The following is an 18,621-nucleotide window of genomic DNA, read 5'->3' on the forward strand; positions in this document are numbered from 1 at the left end:
TCATGATTGGTTAATTTCAACATCGCCTGCTATAATATGCGCAAGGCTGCCGCCATTGAGATGCATTTTGTCGGTCGAGCTGATCTCGGCCGATTTGCTGCTTGATGAAAGTTTGCCGGCCGCCGCATCAAAAGTGATGTCTTTGGCTGATGCAGAAAGTTTGATGCTTTCGGTTTCGCTGGTAAAGGCAATATCTTTTTTCGCATTTGTAGTAATACCTTCATCCTGCGCCGCTACCGCTATCGATTTTTTGGCTGTAACATTGATAACACCGTCACCCCCGCCTTCTTTGGCCGGCGATGATGTTATGTTAATGCTATTGCCCGCATTAATGTTAATATCTTTTGATACCAGCGTTAAGGTGTTTGGCGCATAAATGGTTACCGTACCGTCGCCATTAAGGGTTACCACGTTACCGCTGGGATCTTTAACGTTAATGCTGCCATTGCTATCGTCCAGTATCACGGTGTTGCCGCTTCGGGTAGTAAGCGCTTTGGTTTTATTGGTTTGACTGCCGCCTGTGCCTGTTTTACCACTAAACATGCTGCCAATAATAACCGGGCGGGCAATATTACCCTCCTCAAATGCTACCAGCACCTGGTCGCCAACTTCGGGGATAAAAACAAACCCGCGATTCTTGCTTACTTTATCCGAGCTGCCTGCGTCAGGAGAAACTACTCTAAGCCACTCGGTAACATCATTCGCGGTACATTGCCATTTAAATTTTACTTTAACGCGGCCATGTCCATCCGGGTCGGCGTTGTCGGTAACATCGGCCAGCTGCATATCCGGGTTGGGTTTTTCGGCTTCAGCAACCGGGATACGCTCCGTATCGGCAGTAACGCCTTCAAACGTATTTTGGTAATGGCCAACACCGTCGATCTGGTGATAAACAGCAGTAACCAGGAACTTGCCAAAATCCTGTAATTCAAAAGCCCCTGTACCCCTTACACTCATGCTTACATTAAGTATTTTGCCCAGGCCCACCATAGGGTTGTCACCATTGCCTACAATGGTAACCAATTCGGATATCAGCGCTTTTTGCTGGTTATTAACAAAATCATCTATTTCTTTTTTGTTATTTACCCTAACAGCCAATGGTTCATTATAAACTTTGCTGAAAACTTTGTTTGACGCGCTGATGGCATGCGAAAGATCCGGCGTGCTGCCCGAAGAGCCTTGCGGCTCTGACGAAAGCAGTTCATCCTGCCTGGGGTTGTAAGCAAACTTGTTATGCTTTAAGGGGGCTATCTGCATTGCATATTGCAGGCTGTGCAGATCACGACCGTAAATAAGAGCAACCTCCTCCAGCTTATCGGGCTTACCGAAATTTAGTTTAGCACCATCGTAATAAAACCATTCGTAATACTCGGCCGAAAGACGGTTGATAAACTCAAAATCGCTTTCACGATATTGAATGATATAATCAATAGGCGAAGTATTGGTTGGTTTGATATTGAGGTTCAGATCATTTGCAGGTGCATCCTGCGTAGCTAACTGAATAATGCTGCTCAGGCTTTTGTTAAGGTACGAGCCGAGATCGGGGCCCCGGTCAATCAGGATGGTCGGACTAAAGCCGCTCACCAGGATATCGCCATGAAACCCATGGCTTTGCGAAAGCTCTACCTTGGTAACAATACCGCTAAATTTATTTTCGCCGCTATCGGCTGTGCCAAATTGCACGGTAATGTTTTTACCAATAAAGTCCTTTGAGTTTTCGAGCGTAACAGCGTTGTACTCTTCAACCATATCATGGTTAAACCTGAGCTGAAAAGTATGGTGCTCATTAAAACGCTGGTCAAGGTTAAAGGTAGAGAAATGGGTGATCTGGGTACCTTCAATATTGATATCTACTTTTAGTTTCTTTTCCATAATTCGGCTATAAAATCCATTAACCTTTAACAGGCCATGGGCTGTAGTAACTTATAATTTTATATTGCCCGTTAACTTTGCCAAAAACAAACCCGTACGATGTTTCCCTGCCATTTTTTTGCTCATATTGTTGCTGCAACTCGTAAAGCTTACTACCTTTATCTGTAACTTTTGCAATAACTTTATAATAGTTTTCGTCGGTAGCGGCGTCAATTTCCGACAGATCGTCTTCTGTGCTTTTGGGTATAAGACGAAGCGCGTCAGCATTCAATATAGTAGGCTCATACTGTGGATATTCTGCTCCGCTAACCAGCCCTTCAGCAGGGTTAATCTTAGCAGATCGTAAATCTTCGTTCGACCATTGGGGTGTTGTTTGCAGCGGGAAGTAAAACATGCCGGCCAGTTGCTTTTTATTTCTTTGCAGGGCAGCGGCTTTAAACTGTTTCAGGCAGGCTCGGAACAACTGCTCGTCGGTAAGGGCCGACTTATGTACGGTTCGGGAGGCCGACTTAGCTATGGTTTTGACAGTATCAGCAACCGGGGCTTTAGGGTTACCACTGCAGCCCACGGCCGAACCTGCCAACCCGGTAGCAAGCAGTAATAATACCATATATTTAACGATCCTTTTCATTGGTTAATTTCTGGGAATACTAATCAGCGCCCTGTCTTCCATGCGTTTAAGGATAACTGCCGCGCCCATTTGCTGGGATACCGCTTCGGCATCAAAAACACCGTCTTTGACATATTTGCCCTTGACATACTGGTTCGAAAAACTCCAGAGGTAAGGCGTGTGAATGCCCTTTTTGTTATAACCGAAACCATTATATCCCTCCAGCTTTTGCAAAATAAACGGCAGGCTCCAATTGGTTACCTTATCATACTTCATCAGTTTAATAGCATCAACAGCGCTCTCCTCAAAAGTAAACGGAGGGCCATGACCTACCTTTGGGCGATTGGCGGGCACCTGTACTGTGTAACCGGTAAGCGGATCGCCGTTGTGCAGGTGTTTTTTGAAACTGAACGAACACTCCATATAATGTACGCAGGCAATAAAATACCAGGGGATAGCTCCGCCGCCGCCAAAAAGGTTCATAAACCCGAACGGATCGTTTGGGGTAAACCTCCCGGTGTCAAAAAAATTAGCTCCCAAAAGGCCGGTTGTCATCTGCGGTTTGGTCATCATATCCAAAACACTTTCGGGTTTGGCATTAGCCGCCGTTGGGTTTAATGATAGCGGTGTGGTGTTATAACGATCAAAAAAAGGGGTATACACCGATGCGAAAAGATTTTTATTTCCGGCAGCCGACGGCGCATTAGTACCAAGGCGTACCAGGTTTGAAATACTTTCGTAACGGGGGCGGTTTACGGTTACCTTTTCATCGATGATCTTATCGACAGCAGCAATTTTTTCCTTTTTAATAACACAGGTATTAAAAAGCTGCACGTATTCCATGGGGGTTGGAACCGACGATTTTTTCACCTTTTTCTTTGTAGTGGGTAAGGCTGGGTTTATTATTCTCTTCTTTCTTTTCATAAGGTTTATAACTGAACCTAAACAAAGCTGTAAAAAGAACACGGAGGAAAATATGTTACTATCTCCTCCGTATCTTTTTAAAAGACAGTACAAATCAATTGTACTGATATATTATTTAGGCCAGTCGTTTTCGTGCTCGGCGTTGCCTATTTTCAGCTTACGCGCCGATATCACAAAGCTTAACGACATTGGGTTGTTACCGATAATCGATATCCCCTCGTTATATTGAATGATGTAACCATCCTCAAAATTAAGCTCCTTCATTTTGGCATCTTCTTCAGATTTTTTGAAGGTGATAGTGCCGTGGATTGGTTTGTACTGACTGTTCACCATTGATTCGATAACCGAAGTATCTTCGGTTGATTCAACCTCAACCTGGATAGTACCACCATATACACCTGATGACGGACGGCCTTTTGAATCAACGTCCCTATTTAATGAATAGCTGCATTGCAGCACATCGAATTCTTTCGATCCTAAACTAATTCTTGCTTTGAAAGCCATGATCAATAAAGTTTTAAGTAGATAAATAAATTAAGTGCCCCTTCGGCACAAACAGATAACAAAATCGGCCGGGCTTAGTTTTTACCTGGCCAATCGTTCACGTGCTCGGCGCTTCCCAGTTTCAACTTGCGGGCCGAGATCACAAACTTCAAACTCATTGGAGTTGCGCCTGTAATGTCGATACCTTCAGAATACTTCACGATGTAGCCATCTTCAAAAGACAACTCTTTCATTTTAGCGTCTTCCTCAGATTTTTTGATCAGCAAAGTTCCGGCAATCGGTTTGTACTGGTTGTTAACCATTGATTCGATAATGGAGGTGTCTTCAGTCGACTCGATCTCGATATCGATAGTACCGCCGTAAATACCTGAGGACGGGCGTCCTTTTGAGTCTACATCGCGGTTTAATGCATAGGAGCAAGTGAGCACATCGTAGTCCTTGCCCGAAAAATTTAATCTTGCTTTGAAAGCCATAATGATAAATTTTAAGAGGTTAATAATTTAAAGTAGATGCTTTGCGCATTACTTTAATAACTACAATGTAATTAATTTATTGTTTTGAGAAAATATTAAATATTTATTTAAATAAGTTTTAACCCAAAAGAATATAATTTTTGAAGCCACTTTTTGCTGTACTCATTATCGAGAGCGTAGAGGTGCCCTATGGTACTGGTGTGCACTGGCTTGATGCCACGCTTTTCGAGGGTTAGTTTTTTTACTGCCAGATAGGTTGGCTTCATATCAACCTGCCAGTCCTGCCAGGCAGCTTCATCCAATATAGAAACCACACGTCCTGACCGGCCATTGAAATTAACCGACGAGCCGCTGATAAAAACCTGGTCGGGCATAAAAACGCGATCAAAAAAACCTTTAATTTTTGAATTGATCGAATCTTTATAAACCGGGCAAAATATCACCACGTGCGATGCCCATTTTATTGCGGTTACAGCCTGCACAAGGTCGGGTTCGGGCTCGTTATTGCTTAGCGTGAATTGCTTGTTGGGATTAAATTTAAGGTCGGCGATGGCTATCTCTTTTACTACGGCTTCGGCTGCCTGGGCCCCGTCTTTGTAAGCGTTGATCAATGCCGCTGTGGTTGGTGTTTTATCTATATCTGCATTAATGATCAATAGCTGCCTCATCAATGCAAACATAAACCATATTTAACAATAAATAAAGTTAGGCCTTCGGTTAAATTAACCTAAAATGCACACAGCGCTGGTTTAACGGTTGAATATCGCTTTTAAAACCTGCCTCCTAATACGAGGCACCTAAGGAGCCAATATATTGTTTTGCACATGCCCGATATCGTTCCAGTAGGTGCTTCCTTATTTTAAAAGGGATTCACTACCCTTTCACAACGCTGTGTGCCCCAATATTACTGCTGTTTATATTCGCTGTTCCAGGTTGGGCTTGCATCCTCACCTTTTTGTCCGTCAAGCTTTACCACAAAGCTTTTAGCCGGGAAGTATGGCGTGATATTGATATCAAGGTGAATGCGGTCCTTTTGCTGCTCATCACGCTCAAACCTGATTATTTTAAAGCGTTCGATAAGCCTGTCGGGCCCCTGGATGTTATCCAAAAACTTCACAATTTGCGAGCGCAGGTCCTGCTCTGTTTTTGATGTCCAGTTTTCAAAAGCACGGCGGTTCAAAAAGTCGAATAATACTTTGGTGATATAATCAAATACCCTCACTACCGAATAGGTTTGCAAACCGATATTATCGCCGTTAAACAAAGTTTTGGCCGAGAATGCCATTACCTTGCCGTACTCATTCACCATAGGTACCAGGCCAATGCGCTCCAGGTGCGAGATCTCGCTCTTTTTAAGGTCAAAGCGTACACCATCCACCTCGTTAACCGCTCCGTGTTTTTTACCGGCGGTAACCTGCGACATCAGCGTATAATACATTTTACCCGCCAATGCTGCCGAGCCCGGGATATATAAGTCATCCTCTTCACCCGCTTCGGCAACTTTGCCGCGGCCTACCAGCCAGTTACAAGTCATGATGGTGTTTGATTTAAAGGCATCGCCGCCGGTTAAATTGGCTGATGTAAACAGGTCTATCACATCATCCGGTTGTTCAAGATCCGCAAAATCGGTCACCAGCATTACTTTATTATCATAGGCTATTTTTGACCAGCGTTCAACTACCTTGTTTGAGCCAAGGTAGCCGGGTACAACCAGGATTGAATAATTTTGACGAAGATCCAGCCTGTCATAATTTTGCTTGAGTTCATTTGCAGCATATTCAATAAAGCGCGGATTATCAAGCTCTTTCAACTGATCGATCGTGGCATTCATTAATACCACATTCTTCAGCTTATCCTGTTCGGTGTTTTTATAAAACAAATGCACTGTGCGGTAAGCCTGTTCAAGCTCGCGGGTGCTTTCCAATACATTGAGTAAATTTTTGTTCAGGTTTTCTTCAACGCTTTGCAGTTTTTCGGCGCTTTTCTGAATAGTATCGCTAACCGATTCGCCGCTTTCCAAAGCTTCTATCCATTGATTAAGCTTCAGCTTAAGTTCTTCGCGCTCCCCTTTCTTCTCATCATCAGTTAAAAAGATCTGTTTACGGGCTTTGCGTTCGGGGTTCAGGTTTTGAAGGCCATCAATAGTAGCTTCCAGCAAATCAAAACCACCAACTTTTGATAGTTTATCTAAACTGGTTGATAGAGGTGCCGCGCCGCTTCTTTCTTTTATTTTAAGAGCCTGGTCTGTTGAATTTTCATTCAGGATCTGCTCGTTTGGTGTTGCCATGATCGTGTTGTTAAATGTTTAGGATTAGCTAATTATTGGTCAAGCTCGGTTACTATATTTTTTAACGCCTCAATAAAGGCCTGTTTGGTTTCGGCGTTATCAAGGGTTGACTTCAGCGTTTTGTTGGTTTTCAGCTGCTTCATGATATTGAGGTACATCTCGCGCTGGATATTAAGCTTATGCAGGTATTTACTTTGTTGTACCAGGTTTTTGGGGGCAAAATCGCCAAGATTGTTAAAGTGCAGCGTTTCGGTAACATTTGATCCGTTTTCTCTTTCAAGCTCAACACTTACTTTTGGCTTGTAATGAGCAAAAACCTCTTCAACATTTTTAAGTCCCTCAACCTTCTCAGGTCTCAGCGGCTCATTATCAGTTAATTTTTGAATAAACAAAGTTTTATTGGGAGCTATCTCACCAAATGCTTCTGAGGAATCAACTTTTGTTTCGTTTCCCCCTATTTCGTAATTAAACATAGCTTTATTTAATAAATGATAAGTATGAAAGTGTTTATGTTATAATGCAATAACTATAAAATTGTTTTTAACAGTATGTATTTCAGTTAAATTACTTAACTAATGCTCCACAATAATTCAGTATCATCACTTTTTTTATCTATGGCGATAGTATTTCCTTTTTTCAGTTCGCCCGAAATAATATAGCGTGATATTGGCCTGCGCAATTGGTTACGGATCACCGCCGATAGCTGCCGTGCACCATATTTGGGTGTAAAACCGCTTAAAGCCAGCATATTTTTGGCTTCGGCACTTAACTGCATGTTTATGCCCATTTTTTCAAGCGCCTGTATAAGGCTTTTGAGCTGGATCTCAAAGATGCGTACTACATTTTCTTCATGTATAGGTGCAAAGGGTACAATTTCTGATAACCGCGCCAAAAACTCCGGCCTGAACTTATTGGCCATCACTTCCATCAATTGGTTTGATGTAGGCATATGCCCCCGGCTAATTTGCTCAGATACCCACTCGCTGCCAATGTTTGAGGTAAATAGCACCAGCGCGTTTGAAAAATCGCCTTGCTTGCCCAGCCTGTCGTGCATATGCCCTTCATCCAGGATCTGTAAAAAGATATCAAATACCGATGGGTGTGCCTTTTCAATTTCATCAAACAGCACAACCGAATAAGGTTGCTGCCTTATTTTGTTTACGAGCAAGCCGCCCTCTTCATACCCCACATAGCCCGGCGGCGCGCCATACAGCAATGCGGCCGAATGCTCCTCCTTAAACTCCGACATATCAAAGCGGATCATCGCTTTTTCGTCATTAAATAAAAACTCGGCTATTGATTTGGCCAGCTCCGTTTTACCGGTGCCTGTTGGGCCAAGCAAAAAGAATGAGCCGATGGGCTGCCCTTTTTTGTTCAGTCCGCTCCGCGATTCGAGTATGGCATCAGAAACGGCTTTCAACGCCTGGTCCTGCCCAACAACCCGTTTTTTCAGGAAGCCTTCCATGCCTAAAAGCCTTTCTTTCTCTTGTGCCTGGATCTTGCCTAAGGGAATGCCTGTTTTATAGGAGATAATAGCGGCAATATCATGTTTATCTACTACCTCGGTTTTATTTTGAGCCAATTCCTCAAGCCGGCTCAAATTGCGTTCAAAGTAAGCGATGTATTCATCAGGCGTTTCAAAAGTATCAACCTGGGTTTCATCTTCCAGCTGACCTAACAACACCGCGCTTATTTTATTGCGATACACGGTGTAAAGCCATTTGTACGCTCCGATCAAATCACCCGCATCATTCAGTGCTTTTAATTCGTTCAGTTCGGTGCGGAGTTCGGAAAGGGCAGTATCGGTGGTATCGTTCATTAAACGGATAGCAGCCATGGTACGGTCGAGCAGGTCGAAGGCAGAGTCGGGCAGGCGACGGTCTTTCATATACCGCTGCGCCAGTCTAACGCACTCTTCGGCAGTATTATCGTCTATCTTTAAGTTGTGGTGCTCCTCATATTGGGGCACCAGTTTTTTAAGCATTTTAATAGCTGTAGGCGTATCGGGCTCATTTACCTGCAGCACCTCAAACCGGCGGCTAAATGCCTGTTCGGGCTCAATCACTTTGCGGTATTCGTCGATGGTAGTGGCACCAATCACCGTTATTTCGCCGCGGGCAAGTTCCGGTTTCAGCAGGTTGCCAACACCGCCGCCTATCGGCCCTTTATTATCAAGCAGTGTATGGATCTCATCAATAAACAGAATAGCTTTTTCAAACTGCTTTATCTCGCGCAGGATGTTTTTTAACCGGTCTTCAATTTCTCCTTTGTAAGATGCCCCCGCGATCAATGAACCCAGATCAAGTTCAAAAAGCTGTACATTTTTAAGCGACGCTGGTACCTGTCCGTTTACAATGCTAAGCGCGAACCCGTCAACCAGGGCTGTTTTGCCAACGCCCGCGTCGCCGGTGATCATTACATTGGGCTTGGTGCGCCGGCTCAGGATCTCCATCACCATCCGTGTTTCGCGCTCCCGGCCTATGATAGGATCTACCTTACCCTGTTTGGCCAGGCTTGTGCGGTCTACACAGTATTTGAGTAATGCTGTTGTTTGTTTGGGTGCATCGCTGCCGTTTGTGGCCTGCGCAGAGGGATTTACCGCATGGTTAACATCCTCATTACTCAAATAAATATCCAGTAACTCGCGTTCTTTTACCGGGAAGGATTTTAGCTGGTTAGCATCAAAACCCACATTGGGCTTTATTAACGCAATCAACACACAAACGGGCGTAATCAAATCCTGGCCTAATTTTATGCGCACATTATCGGCTTCTTCAAATACCTGCTTTACCTGGCTGTTACCTAACATTTCGTCGGGCACGGTTAACGCGGCCGAATAATCTTCAATGCGCACTTCGGCCCAATCGCTTATGTAAGCCGTGTCCTTCCCGATGGATTGAAGCAGGCTCTTCAACCCCACTTCCTGGTGCATCAAGCCTTTTAAAAGGTGCGCCGGACCGAATTCCTTATGGTGATATTCTTTGGCTAATGACTGCGCTACCCGCACCGCCGATTTCACCGACTCGCTTAAATTAACTATGTTCATATGCTATTGCAGGTTAGCCTGGGTTATATAATAATAGGTTTTGCCGTTTGACGTAAAGTGTTGGTTGGTAATAGCAGCCTGTTTAATAACATCACTGCTATGGATCAAATAGTGGATATATGCCTCAAATTGCGCCTGCGGCATATCATCGTTATGTTTAAGATCATTCACCTTCTTATTATAGAAATCTTTTTTGCCGGGTAAGGGTAAACTGGTAACCCGCAGAAAATAATCGGCAAGGGTCATGTCTTTAATATCACCGCCAGATAAGTTAAGCCCTAAATGCTTGGAAGCGATGTCAACATAGTTATCAACCAATTTTGAGCGGTAATCGGACGCGTCCCGCTGCAGGTTTTCGCCTATCATGAGCGACAGCAGATCTGTCAGCTGCTTATAATCCTGCTCGTTCAATATCAGCAGGTATTGCAGCTGCCCCTTGCTTTCATTTACCAGGTTCCTGGGCGCTTCGGCGCTGAGGTAATATTTGAAAGCGTTATGCGGCATATTGTTTCCCAAATCGGTTGATGGCTGCCCCTGCTGCTGCATAACCAGCGGCTGTACATAACGGTTTTCGCGCCCGGTAAGCCTGAATGCGCTGTCGAGCGTATGGATCTGGTTACGGATATCATAATCTGTTTCGCGCATCAGGCGTTCAACTGCCAAACTCATGGCCTGGTTTGATTTTACCACTCTCTTGGGCGGAAACACCACAGCGCCCTGGATCAGGCTCTTTTTGGGATAATCGAGGTAAAAAGAAACCGAATCGGAAAGCGATGTATTGAATTGCTGCACGTTGGTAAGGCCTTCTCCATTCACCATGCGCTGTTTTTTATAATCGGCCAGCTTTACCGCAGATTGTGATACAATTTGTCTTGCCTGGATCACGAAATCATTGTAAATAGGGTTATAATCGCTAAATACCTGGATAGCTAACAAGCGGGCGTTGGAGGCCGCTATCTGACTGGCCACCGTATTAACCCCTACCGAATTACGATCTAAAGCACCGGTGGCACCAATCAGGATGACCAGGTTGGTTTCGTCCGGATGATTGCCAAACAGGCTTAATCCCGTGCGGATGCCGTCAAAAACAGGTTGGGAACTTATCACCGGGGCGCAGTTACCTGTTACTGTTGACTGCGATTCGAGGTATTTTACCAGGTTACGATAATCGGCACTGAGCGGGGTTGACTGGATGCCCCCGGTTTGACAACCGGACGCGTTACGGTAAACTACAGCCCCATATCTAACCTGGTTACCCCTGGCATGCGCATCAAAAATATCTTCAAATGATTGAATAGTGCTTGTAATACCTGAAAAATAATTGCGCATAGGGCTACCGCCATCAACCACAAACACAATGTTAACGTGGTGAACATTGTTACGGATCTTGAGATAATCCTTATATGCTAAATGCCCGCCTTTGATATTGAGCACACTGTTATGGCTTTTATCATAAACATCGGTTGCGAAGCCGAGGCTAAGATTACCCGATGCAGATGAGCTTACAGGCATGCTCAATAACAAGGGAGCATTATCGGCCAGTAAGGGGTCAAAAGCAAAATAGCCCGTACCTCCCTTGCTATTATTGGTTTTCAGGGAACTGTTGATATACTTCGCAATAGAATCATTGATCAACGGCTGATTTTCCCTTGCCGACCCGATATATAGCCTATCGCCCCAGCTATGAACGGCGTCGGCGGCTATCCAGCCATAAACACTGCCAGCTGCATTATCGGCAATCAACTGCGGATCGGACCCTACCAATACTTTTTTCCCGTCGTCAGATTTTTTGTATACATAAACCACATTGTGCAGCGCCACTTTGGTTTTTTTCTGGCTTTGATCGGGACCGGCAAAAATGTATGCCGAATCAGTTTTGTCATAATAATAATCGGGCATAGTAAGCGGACCGGCACCACTTATAATGGTGATATATTTTTCGGGATAACCATTTGTGCTGGTAAAAGCCGACTGCCAGGGCAACACCTTTGAAATGCTGATCCATCCGTAACTTTGCGAGCCTTTTTTATTGGTAAGCTTTTTACCTTGTACCATGCCGGCCTGGTACTTAATTAGTTTTATAAACCCGTTTTTTTGTTCACTTACATAAAAAGGCTCCATGAAACTTATTTTTTTCATTACCAGCGTTCCGCCCGGCGAGGTATATGTATAATTTTCGGCCCTGTCCGAAAATACGATCCACGGCAAGGAAGTACGGTCGTCGGTATTGTAAATGCTGGTACGCTCATCAGGTTTTTCAAAAGCTTTGGGCAGTGTTACCACCGTTTTGCCAAGTGATACCGGCGATTGCGCCCGGGCCGCAATTACTATACAGGTTAATAAAATGAAGCTTAATATATTTTTCATGTTGGTTGATGCAAATAGGTTTTAAAATGGATTTATCTGGGCCTCTTTTCGGGGGCGGCAGTGGTTGCATGCTGCCTTACCGAAAGCATGCTTGAACAGTTTGATTTTGGCTTTAGGGTAACTTGTGCTTCGTCAACACTGATGCCACCTCCAAAAGTTAACCGCATACAGTAAGAGTAAAAGTCAGTCCGTTTGCTCTCACCGTTATCTTCAAGATTTACGGTAACTTTCTCGTCTCCGCAGAAATATCTCCTAACCAGGTAATAATAATGGCGGTTAAAATCACGGCCGTTGGCTATGGCCTGCAGGTGTGCCCTGATATCATCGATTACACGACGCTCGCTTTCACCTGGGTTTACGATCTGGTTGGCAAATGTTGAATCGGGGTTCGTAATACGCATGCGGTGATAGACCGGGCGCCTGCTTTTATCCGTGCTCAGTTTGATGAAATAGGTACCGGGATTGTGAAAGGTGTAGAGTGCAGTTGGTCCTTTAACATCCACCCGGCCGGTTTCCCCAAACGACCATTCAAAAATCCGGGCATTACCCTGCGCCTCAAGCCTTACCTGTTCATTTACAATCCCTTGTGTGGGGCCGTTAATTGTAATCAGGGTATCGGCAGCTATGGTTGGGGTACTATCTTTTACGCTAACCGGGAATTGCTGCGTCAAATTGCGGTCAACGGTAAGCCGTATGATATAGTCGCCTGTTTTTTTAAAGCGGTAGCTCCCGTTTTGCTGAGTTGATTTATCGCCATTGCCAAACTCCCAAAGCCAGTTTTTTGCATTGGCCGTATTATCCGAGTAAACCAGGTGCTCGTTCAGGGCTATCTCATCCTTCAGGATACGGGCGTTGATCACTCTCTTTTCAAACAATGAACTCCGCAGCAGGAAAATGATACCGGCAATAACAACTACACCAGTAAAAATGTATAGAAATGTGTAGGTGTTCCGGTTAGTATCGACGGGCCTCCCGTCGTTGTAATCGTTTTTCATTTTGCTTAGGTTATATATGGTAGATGTATGATGATGCTTACCGGGCCATGCTCATGTTTTGCTGCAATTGCCGCTGTGCAATGTGGCAGTCATCAACCGATCCTTTTATGTTCCTGATATCGTTATAATTGCCCGTTAGTTCGCGCTTATCATAAAAAAGTGCCTGCAACAGTTTTGAAGCGTGGATAAAGCATTTATACCGCGCGTCATAAGGGCGGCGGTTGTAATATGACTTTATGGCACCTATTGAACCGCTGATATCATTCTCCAAAAAAACGGCCTGCACGTTGGGGTTAAACTTTACTATTTTATGATACGTTGTATCAACGGTTGGTAACGCTTCGGTAACAAGGCTTTCAAACTGCTCTTCTTCGTTTACTTTTTTAGCAAACTCGCTTTTTGATACTAACCCTTCGTTGCCATAATTATAAAATATAGCCACGCACAATATCACCGACGTTACTAAAAACATCCCCATGAAAAACAAGAATTTTTCTCTCCGTTCTTTTAAACTAAATTTTAACATATGGCTTATTAATGCGGATAGTGATGGTTTAACTGGTTAATAGCCGATTTATTTACCCGGCTGCACGACTCTAACTGTGAGCGAAGGCTTTCAATCTGGAAACGTGTGGTAAAAAGCGAATCTTTGATACTGGCAATGGTTTCAATATCGTTGCTGAGCTTTTTATACAACTCAAAACTTTTAAGCGGGTAAGGGTTACTTTGCAGTCGCTCACGGATATGCTGATTGCTCTCCTGGATATCATTAAGCAGTACCGTTTGGTTATTAAGCTCCTGCGAATTCATTTTTGCATACTGCGAGAGTTGCTGCATGCGCAGGAGGATCAATTCAAAGCTGTTATTGATATCGGTACGGAGCGCTATCAGCTGATCTGTTTTTTTAACGCGGGCATTTAATAATTCAAGCTCACGGCCCGAGGTTGCAAAAAAGAAGTAAACGATAATGATGGCAAAACCCAGTAATGTAATAAGGTACATCATGAATTTGCGATAAGCCCGGTTTAGGTCGCTATTGTTTACAGGTTTCATCTAATATTATAGTATCGGTTCGGTTTATTTACAGCTAAAAAAGCTGCATTTATAATATTTAGCTCATATTTATTAATTAACCAATAGTGTAATAATTATCAAAAAATCAATGCTTTATCAACTATTTGTAACCAATAAAACATATCTACAACTATTTTTGAAAATAAATGTTTATAAAAAGTTAAAATTTAACACAGACGCAATCCAATAATATCATTTATGCTAAACCCGCTTTATTCAAAACCGCTCCGCTTTAGCCATATCAATAATGGCCAGGACCTTGATAAACAAGACCTTGGTGCGTCTATATCGCAATACATCGAACTCATTATTTTTACCCGTTTTGGCGAGCACCGTTACAACCCCGAATTTGGCTGCGAGATCTGGGATATGGATTTTGAACTCATTATGAGTGAGACTATCTGGGAAGAAAAGCTGAGGCAATCGTTATTGCGCTCTATCAGCAAATTTGAAAATAGGATTTATGATATTGATATCAGCGTGAACATTACCGAGATCAACAAATTTTACCCCTTGCGCAACGTGAGCGAGATAAAAAAGAAAGTAGATATAACCATTAAAGGCAAACTGAACAAAACCGGCGAAACATATTTGTTCAAAACTGCTTTATTCCTAAGCCCGCTATCAGCATAAACCTATGAGCGATATATTTTATAACTCAAAAGAAGAGATCAGGAACCGCATGCTGAAGAACGCCACCGAGTTTTGGGGCGTTCAAAACGTAAATGATGTTGATCCGCTGGTAAAGCTTTTGATTGAAGCCCTGAGCACCGAATTGTTTAATTTAAACAACGATGTTAAAAACCTGGAGCATCGCATCCTGAACAAAATATCCAGGATCCTGGCCTCCGACTATTTAACGGCTCCCCTTCCCGCCCATGCCATATTGAAGGGTAAACCCATCGAGGCTTCAGAAATATTGAACATCGGCAATCATTTTTATTTCCGGAAACAGCTGGCAGCGGAGGTTGGCAAAACCAGCCCGGAACAACTGGACATTTATTTTACACCTGCTGGTGCTAACTCTGTATTTAATGCCGAAATAAAATACAGCTTCAACGGGGGCAGGCTGCAGGAACATATTGAAAATGGGCAGAAGAATACATTGCTAAACGTCCGCACTGGTGCTTTTGGCGAACCTAACACCCTTTGGATAGGCATTGAAACAGCAGTAGCATTGAATACTTTTAAAAATGCGGGAATTTATTTCGACTGGCCTGTTTACATCAGCAATACCGATTTTTACAGCCTGCTCCAGGTAACTAAATTTTATCTGGATGGTTCACAGCTTGATACTGAACCTGGCCTCATTTACGCTGATGAACAAGCCGACGATCAGAAACCTGTTTTTTATGATCAGCATATCATTAACCTTATAACGCGGGACATAAGGACCTATTACAACAATCATTTTATTTCGCTCACCGATGAGCGGCTAAGTAATATTACCGCCTTCAAAGCAAACTATCCGGTTGAGTTGCTGTCGTTTTTTAACGAGCAGGATCTGAAAGCGCTTAAACCCTGCTTGTGGTTCAAAATTGTATTCCCGGCGGCAATCCCGGCAAATGCCATTGATGAACTACAGTTACATTTAAACTGTTTCCCGGTAATGAGCAGGCGGCTTCACCAACAAAAATTCAGGATCAAGGAGATCAGCGATATCATCCCAATAAAACCAGGTGCTTATGATCATTTTTTATCGATCCATGAGCTGCATGACGACAATGACGTTCGGTATAACGAGATCCCGTATAGCCAGGCCGGTATTAATTATGAGGGCAGTTACTCCATCAGGAATGGCGGCGCCGAGCGTTTTGATGCACGTAACGCCAGGCAAACTATCGAATATTTGTTTGAGTTGCTTCGCGACGAAAAAGCGGCCTTTGCCGCATACGGAAGCGACTTTTTAACAACCGCCCTAAAAACACTGGAGCAAAATATCTCCGTTATCGAAAAAAAGTCCAAAAGTTCAAAAGACAATCATGAACTGGTAAATTACCTGGTACTAAAACCGGCAAACAAAGCGGCCATGTTATACCTCAGCTTTTGGACAACACTTGCCGATAATGCCAACAATATCCGCAAAGGGTCAAAGCTACAGCAGGCGGAAGCCATTAAACTTAAGCCGGATAGTTTAAGGCTTCTCACCACGACCACAGGCGGCCGAAACAGTCTTGGAGCTTCCGAGCGGATCCAGGCCTATAAATACGGCCTCACCACTAAAGACCGCATAGTTACCCTTGCCGATCTAACAAGTTTCTGCAGATATGAGCTTGGAGCAAAAATCAAAAACATCCGCGTAAGCAAAGGGGTAAGTATCTCAGCCAACCCCAAAGAAGGTTTTATTAAAACAACCGATATTTATATAACCCCGGCCAATCATGAACTTTCGGCACCGGAATGGGCCACGCTGCTTGAGCTGCTAAAATCGAAGCTGCAAAGCCGGAGCGTAATGGATGTTAATTATAGGGTGTTTACGGAGTAATGTATACATATCGATACCGTCATCGCGCCCTTGTGTTCTTTTGTTATTAGGGGACTGGGCCTGCAAATCGCGCAGAATCACGGGTTGCATTATTTTTCCCGCTTCGCTTGCTCTATCGCGACATCGTAAATAACTAATAAAGCGGGATAATTTTAAAACATCCCGCTTTTTGCGTTTTATAGAAAATCTTACAACGCCTTCTCTTTCGGCACAAAATCATTCATCACCGCCTCGCGGATCAATGCCGGCGGCAGGATCCCTTGCGACAAGATGAAATCATGGAAATGCAAAGCGTTGAATTTGTTGCCTAATGCAACCTCGGTATCTTTGCGCAAGGCAATCATTTTGGTAAAGCCATAAAAATAGCTGTTGGCCTGGCCGGGAGCGTTAATAGTATAACGCTCAACTTCCTGGCGGGCAAACGCACGCGATTGTACTACATCGTTCATCAATACATCAAGCGCCTGTTGCTGGGTTATCTTGCCAGCCTGCAATTCAGGATCAAGGAAGGCGCGGGCGGCCCTGAGCAGGCGATAATCTAACGATACCAACTGTCCTTCTAAAGGCATGTAAGGGCGGGTAATATATTCGGAATATAAGCCCCAGCCTTCCACATTAGTTGAGTTAAAAGCGTACAGGGCGCGTGCCTGTGATACCCCTTCTTCTACCATTTTATCAAACTGTAATTCGTGGCCCGGCCTTGCTTCGTGGGCAATGATGGTCCACGAGGCGGCATCAAAAGTAAAGTCATCGTACTTGTCTGTAGCTTTTTCGCCGGGTGATGCGGGCATGTTTAATGGCAGTACAAATACGCCACGCTGGCCGGTATTGTTCAGAAATGGTGGTGGCACCATGTGGGGGGCCGGGCTCTGCGCAGTTTCGGCGGCCGTAGCTAAACGGATAATAGCCGGGCGGTTTGGCAGCGTTACCAGTTGATGATCGCGAATGATGCCTTCAATATCTTTTAAATGCTGCTCGTACAGTGGAATAATAGAATCACCATGAATCTGCTCTTTTTTTAGTTCGCGGACCACAGCACGATAATCACTTGATGGCAGGTTCCTTTTTTTTGCTATCTGCTCGGCAATAGGTTGCATTTCATCCTGCAGTTGTTTAAACAGCGTATGGGCCATCTCTGCTACCTTTGCAGGTGGAATATCTATACCATAAGCTTCGAGGTTCATAGCATACTCTTCGGGTGGGAGCCTGAAATCTGTACGGGCTTTTACCAGTACATTTGCTTTTACCCATTTGTCATAATCTTCCAGCTGTTTTTTCAGGGTGGCATAAGGTTGTTCCCATCCGGTCACCTTGTATTTGGTACAAAGCTCGGCGATGCCGCTTACGATACTCGCATTGCGCGACAGATCGGTTTCCATGCGTTGCTTTGACGGATAGATCATGTTTTTGCCGTCCATCTGGTGCTGCAGACGTTCCCTGTAAATGGTTGTCAATGGTTTATAACCTTTTTCCAGTCCTGCATATTTACGGATACGCATTACCGCTGCCTGGCGACGGGCTTCGGGGGTTTGATCGTCAAGCAGTGTTTCCAGTCCGCTGTAAATGGTTGAGGACGCATTTAAAAAAGGGACCTGGCGGCTCAACTCAAAGTCCTGCTGGCGAAAACCCAGTTTGAGGTGGGTTATAATGATATTGATATCCTGTTGAATAAAAGTATTTTTTTCAGTCTTAAGGGCTTCGGTAAGTTTAGCGACAACGGTCTCTTCATCCTTGCGTTCGGCCATGATGTTTTGGAGGGTTGGTATAGCGATGTCGCTGTCATATTCTGCAAGACCTTGCGATGATCCGTATTCGGGCGAATATTTTTTATCCAGATCGATGATGATTTTGGTATACTCATTTGATTTGGCTACCCATGCTTTTGTTTCGGCTGATTGCTGCGCCCGGGCATTAATGCCGATACCAGTCAATAGCACTAACAAACCGGTGCTTTTAAGTAGATTTTTGTTCATGGTCAATTTAA

General features: G+C 44.1%; 16 protein-coding genes. 2 read left to right on the top strand and 14 right to left on the bottom strand.

What is annotated here, in order from left to right; all coding sequences use genetic code 11:
* The 13 genes from ACP26M_RS15470 to ACP26M_RS15530 form a co-directional block, all read right to left on the bottom strand.
* Positions 1-1,872, bottom strand: coding sequence for a type VI secretion system Vgr family protein (locus ACP26M_RS15470; protein ID WP_354486618.1), 1,872 nt, complete (start codon positions 1,870-1,872; stop codon positions 1-3).
* 19 nt (positions 1,873-1,891) lie between these two features.
* Positions 1,892-2,503 (bottom strand): hypothetical protein, encoded by a 612-nt coding sequence (locus tag ACP26M_RS15475; RefSeq protein WP_176622932.1) that lies wholly within the window; start codon positions 2,501-2,503, stop codon positions 1,892-1,894.
* A gap of 3 nt (positions 2,504-2,506) precedes the next feature.
* A complete protein-coding gene (locus tag ACP26M_RS15480; protein ID WP_426581210.1) occupies positions 2,507-3,406 on the bottom strand; it encodes a hypothetical protein in 900 nt (299 codons plus the stop codon).
* 111 nt (positions 3,407-3,517) lie between these two features.
* Positions 3,518-3,910 (bottom strand): type VI secretion system tube protein TssD, encoded by a 393-nt coding sequence (gene tssD / locus ACP26M_RS15485; RefSeq protein WP_090531686.1) that lies wholly within the window; start codon positions 3,908-3,910, stop codon positions 3,518-3,520.
* A 74-nt stretch (positions 3,911-3,984) separates the two neighbouring features.
* Entirely contained in the window at positions 3,985-4,383 is a 399-nt protein-coding gene (gene tssD, locus ACP26M_RS15490; protein ID WP_090531688.1) for a type VI secretion system tube protein TssD, read from the bottom strand.
* Between the two features lie 107 nt (positions 4,384-4,490).
* Positions 4,491-5,063, bottom strand: a complete 573-nt coding sequence (locus tag ACP26M_RS15495; RefSeq protein WP_426581212.1) for an NAD(P)H-dependent oxidoreductase — start codon at positions 5,061-5,063, stop codon at positions 4,491-4,493.
* Positions 5,064-5,287: 224 nt separating this feature from the next.
* Complete coding sequence (locus ACP26M_RS15500) at positions 5,288-6,670, bottom strand: DUF5458 family protein (protein WP_176622928.1); 1,383 nt, start codon at positions 6,668-6,670, stop codon at positions 5,288-5,290.
* A gap of 32 nt (positions 6,671-6,702) precedes the next feature.
* Entirely contained in the window at positions 6,703-7,143 is a 441-nt protein-coding gene (locus tag ACP26M_RS15505) for a type VI secretion system contractile sheath small subunit (protein ID WP_188832938.1), read from the bottom strand.
* Between the two features lie 95 nt (positions 7,144-7,238).
* Complete coding sequence (locus tag ACP26M_RS15510) at positions 7,239-9,716, bottom strand: ATP-dependent Clp protease ATP-binding subunit (protein ID WP_426581215.1); 2,478 nt, start codon at positions 9,714-9,716, stop codon at positions 7,239-7,241.
* Between the two features lie 3 nt (positions 9,717-9,719).
* Entirely contained in the window at positions 9,720-12,083 is a 2,364-nt protein-coding gene (gene tssR / locus ACP26M_RS15515; RefSeq protein ID WP_426581217.1) for a type VI secretion system protein TssR domain-containing protein, read from the bottom strand.
* A 32-nt stretch (positions 12,084-12,115) separates the two neighbouring features.
* Entirely contained in the window at positions 12,116-13,078 is a 963-nt protein-coding gene (locus ACP26M_RS15520) for a PKD domain-containing protein (protein ID WP_426581219.1), read from the bottom strand.
* 37 nt (positions 13,079-13,115) lie between these two features.
* A complete protein-coding gene (locus ACP26M_RS15525) occupies positions 13,116-13,604 on the bottom strand; it encodes a type VI secretion system transmembrane protein TssO (protein WP_143020843.1) in 489 nt (162 codons plus the stop codon).
* A gap of 8 nt (positions 13,605-13,612) precedes the next feature.
* Complete coding sequence (locus ACP26M_RS15530) at positions 13,613-14,131, bottom strand: type VI secretion system TssO (RefSeq protein WP_091172388.1); 519 nt, start codon at positions 14,129-14,131, stop codon at positions 13,613-13,615.
* 219 nt (positions 14,132-14,350) lie between these two features.
* On the opposite strand from ACP26M_RS15530, the gene ACP26M_RS15535 reads away from it, so the two are divergent.
* Together ACP26M_RS15535 and ACP26M_RS15540 are read left to right on the top strand one after the other, a co-directional pair.
* Positions 14,351-14,785, top strand: a complete 435-nt coding sequence (locus ACP26M_RS15535) for a GPW/gp25 family protein (RefSeq protein WP_091172390.1) — start codon at positions 14,351-14,353, stop codon at positions 14,783-14,785.
* A 4-nt stretch (positions 14,786-14,789) separates the two neighbouring features.
* Positions 14,790-16,637 carry a type VI secretion system baseplate subunit TssF gene (locus tag ACP26M_RS15540; protein WP_426581222.1) on the top strand — a complete coding sequence of 616 codons (1,848 nt, stop codon included), beginning with the start codon at positions 14,790-14,792 and terminating at the stop codon, positions 16,635-16,637.
* Positions 16,638-16,825: 188 nt separating this feature from the next.
* On the opposite strand, the gene ACP26M_RS15545 is transcribed toward ACP26M_RS15540, so the two are convergent.
* Positions 16,826-18,610 carry a DUF885 domain-containing protein gene (locus tag ACP26M_RS15545; protein ID WP_426581224.1) on the bottom strand — a complete coding sequence of 595 codons (1,785 nt, stop codon included), beginning with the start codon at positions 18,608-18,610 and terminating at the stop codon, positions 16,826-16,828.
* Positions 18,611-18,621: the final 11 nt, after the last annotated feature.

Source organism: Mucilaginibacter sp. R-33 (assembly GCF_049949235.1).
Lineage (GTDB): Bacteria > Bacteroidota > Bacteroidia > Sphingobacteriales > Sphingobacteriaceae > Mucilaginibacter.

Excerpts from the sequence above, each read along its gene's own strand:
- ACP26M_RS15470 (WP_354486618.1), bottom strand. The coding sequence starts at position 1,872 with ATGGAAAAGAAACTAAAAGTAGATATCAATATTGAAGGTACCCAGATC.
- ACP26M_RS15475 (WP_176622932.1), bottom strand. The coding sequence starts at position 2,503 with ATGAAAAGGATCGTTAAATATATGGTATTATTACTGCTTGCTACCGGG.
- ACP26M_RS15480 (WP_426581210.1), bottom strand. The coding sequence starts at position 3,406 with ATGAAAAGAAAGAAGAGAATAATAAACCCAGCCTTACCCACTACAAAG.
- tssD (WP_090531686.1), bottom strand. The coding sequence starts at position 3,910 with ATGGCTTTCAAAGCAAGAATTAGTTTAGGATCGAAAGAATTCGATGTG.
- tssD (WP_090531688.1), bottom strand. The coding sequence starts at position 4,383 with ATGGCTTTCAAAGCAAGATTAAATTTTTCGGGCAAGGACTACGATGTG.
- ACP26M_RS15495 (WP_426581212.1), bottom strand. The coding sequence starts at position 5,063 with ATGTTTGCATTGATGAGGCAGCTATTGATCATTAATGCAGATATAGAT.
- ACP26M_RS15500 (WP_176622928.1), bottom strand. The coding sequence starts at position 6,670 with ATGGCAACACCAAACGAGCAGATCCTGAATGAAAATTCAACAGACCAG.
- ACP26M_RS15505 (WP_188832938.1), bottom strand. The coding sequence starts at position 7,143 with ATGTTTAATTACGAAATAGGGGGAAACGAAACAAAAGTTGATTCCTCA.
- ACP26M_RS15510 (WP_426581215.1), bottom strand. The coding sequence starts at position 9,716 with ATGAACATAGTTAATTTAAGCGAGTCGGTGAAATCGGCGGTGCGGGTA.
- tssR (WP_426581217.1), bottom strand. The coding sequence starts at position 12,083 with ATGAAAAATATATTAAGCTTCATTTTATTAACCTGTATAGTAATTGCG.
- ACP26M_RS15520 (WP_426581219.1), bottom strand. The coding sequence starts at position 13,078 with ATGAAAAACGATTACAACGACGGGAGGCCCGTCGATACTAACCGGAAC.
- ACP26M_RS15525 (WP_143020843.1), bottom strand. The coding sequence starts at position 13,604 with ATGTTAAAATTTAGTTTAAAAGAACGGAGAGAAAAATTCTTGTTTTTC.
- ACP26M_RS15530 (WP_091172388.1), bottom strand. The coding sequence starts at position 14,131 with ATGAAACCTGTAAACAATAGCGACCTAAACCGGGCTTATCGCAAATTC.
- ACP26M_RS15535 (WP_091172390.1), top strand. The coding sequence starts at position 14,351 with ATGCTAAACCCGCTTTATTCAAAACCGCTCCGCTTTAGCCATATCAAT.
- ACP26M_RS15540 (WP_426581222.1), top strand. The coding sequence starts at position 14,790 with ATGAGCGATATATTTTATAACTCAAAAGAAGAGATCAGGAACCGCATG.
- ACP26M_RS15545 (WP_426581224.1), bottom strand. The coding sequence starts at position 18,610 with ATGAACAAAAATCTACTTAAAAGCACCGGTTTGTTAGTGCTATTGACT.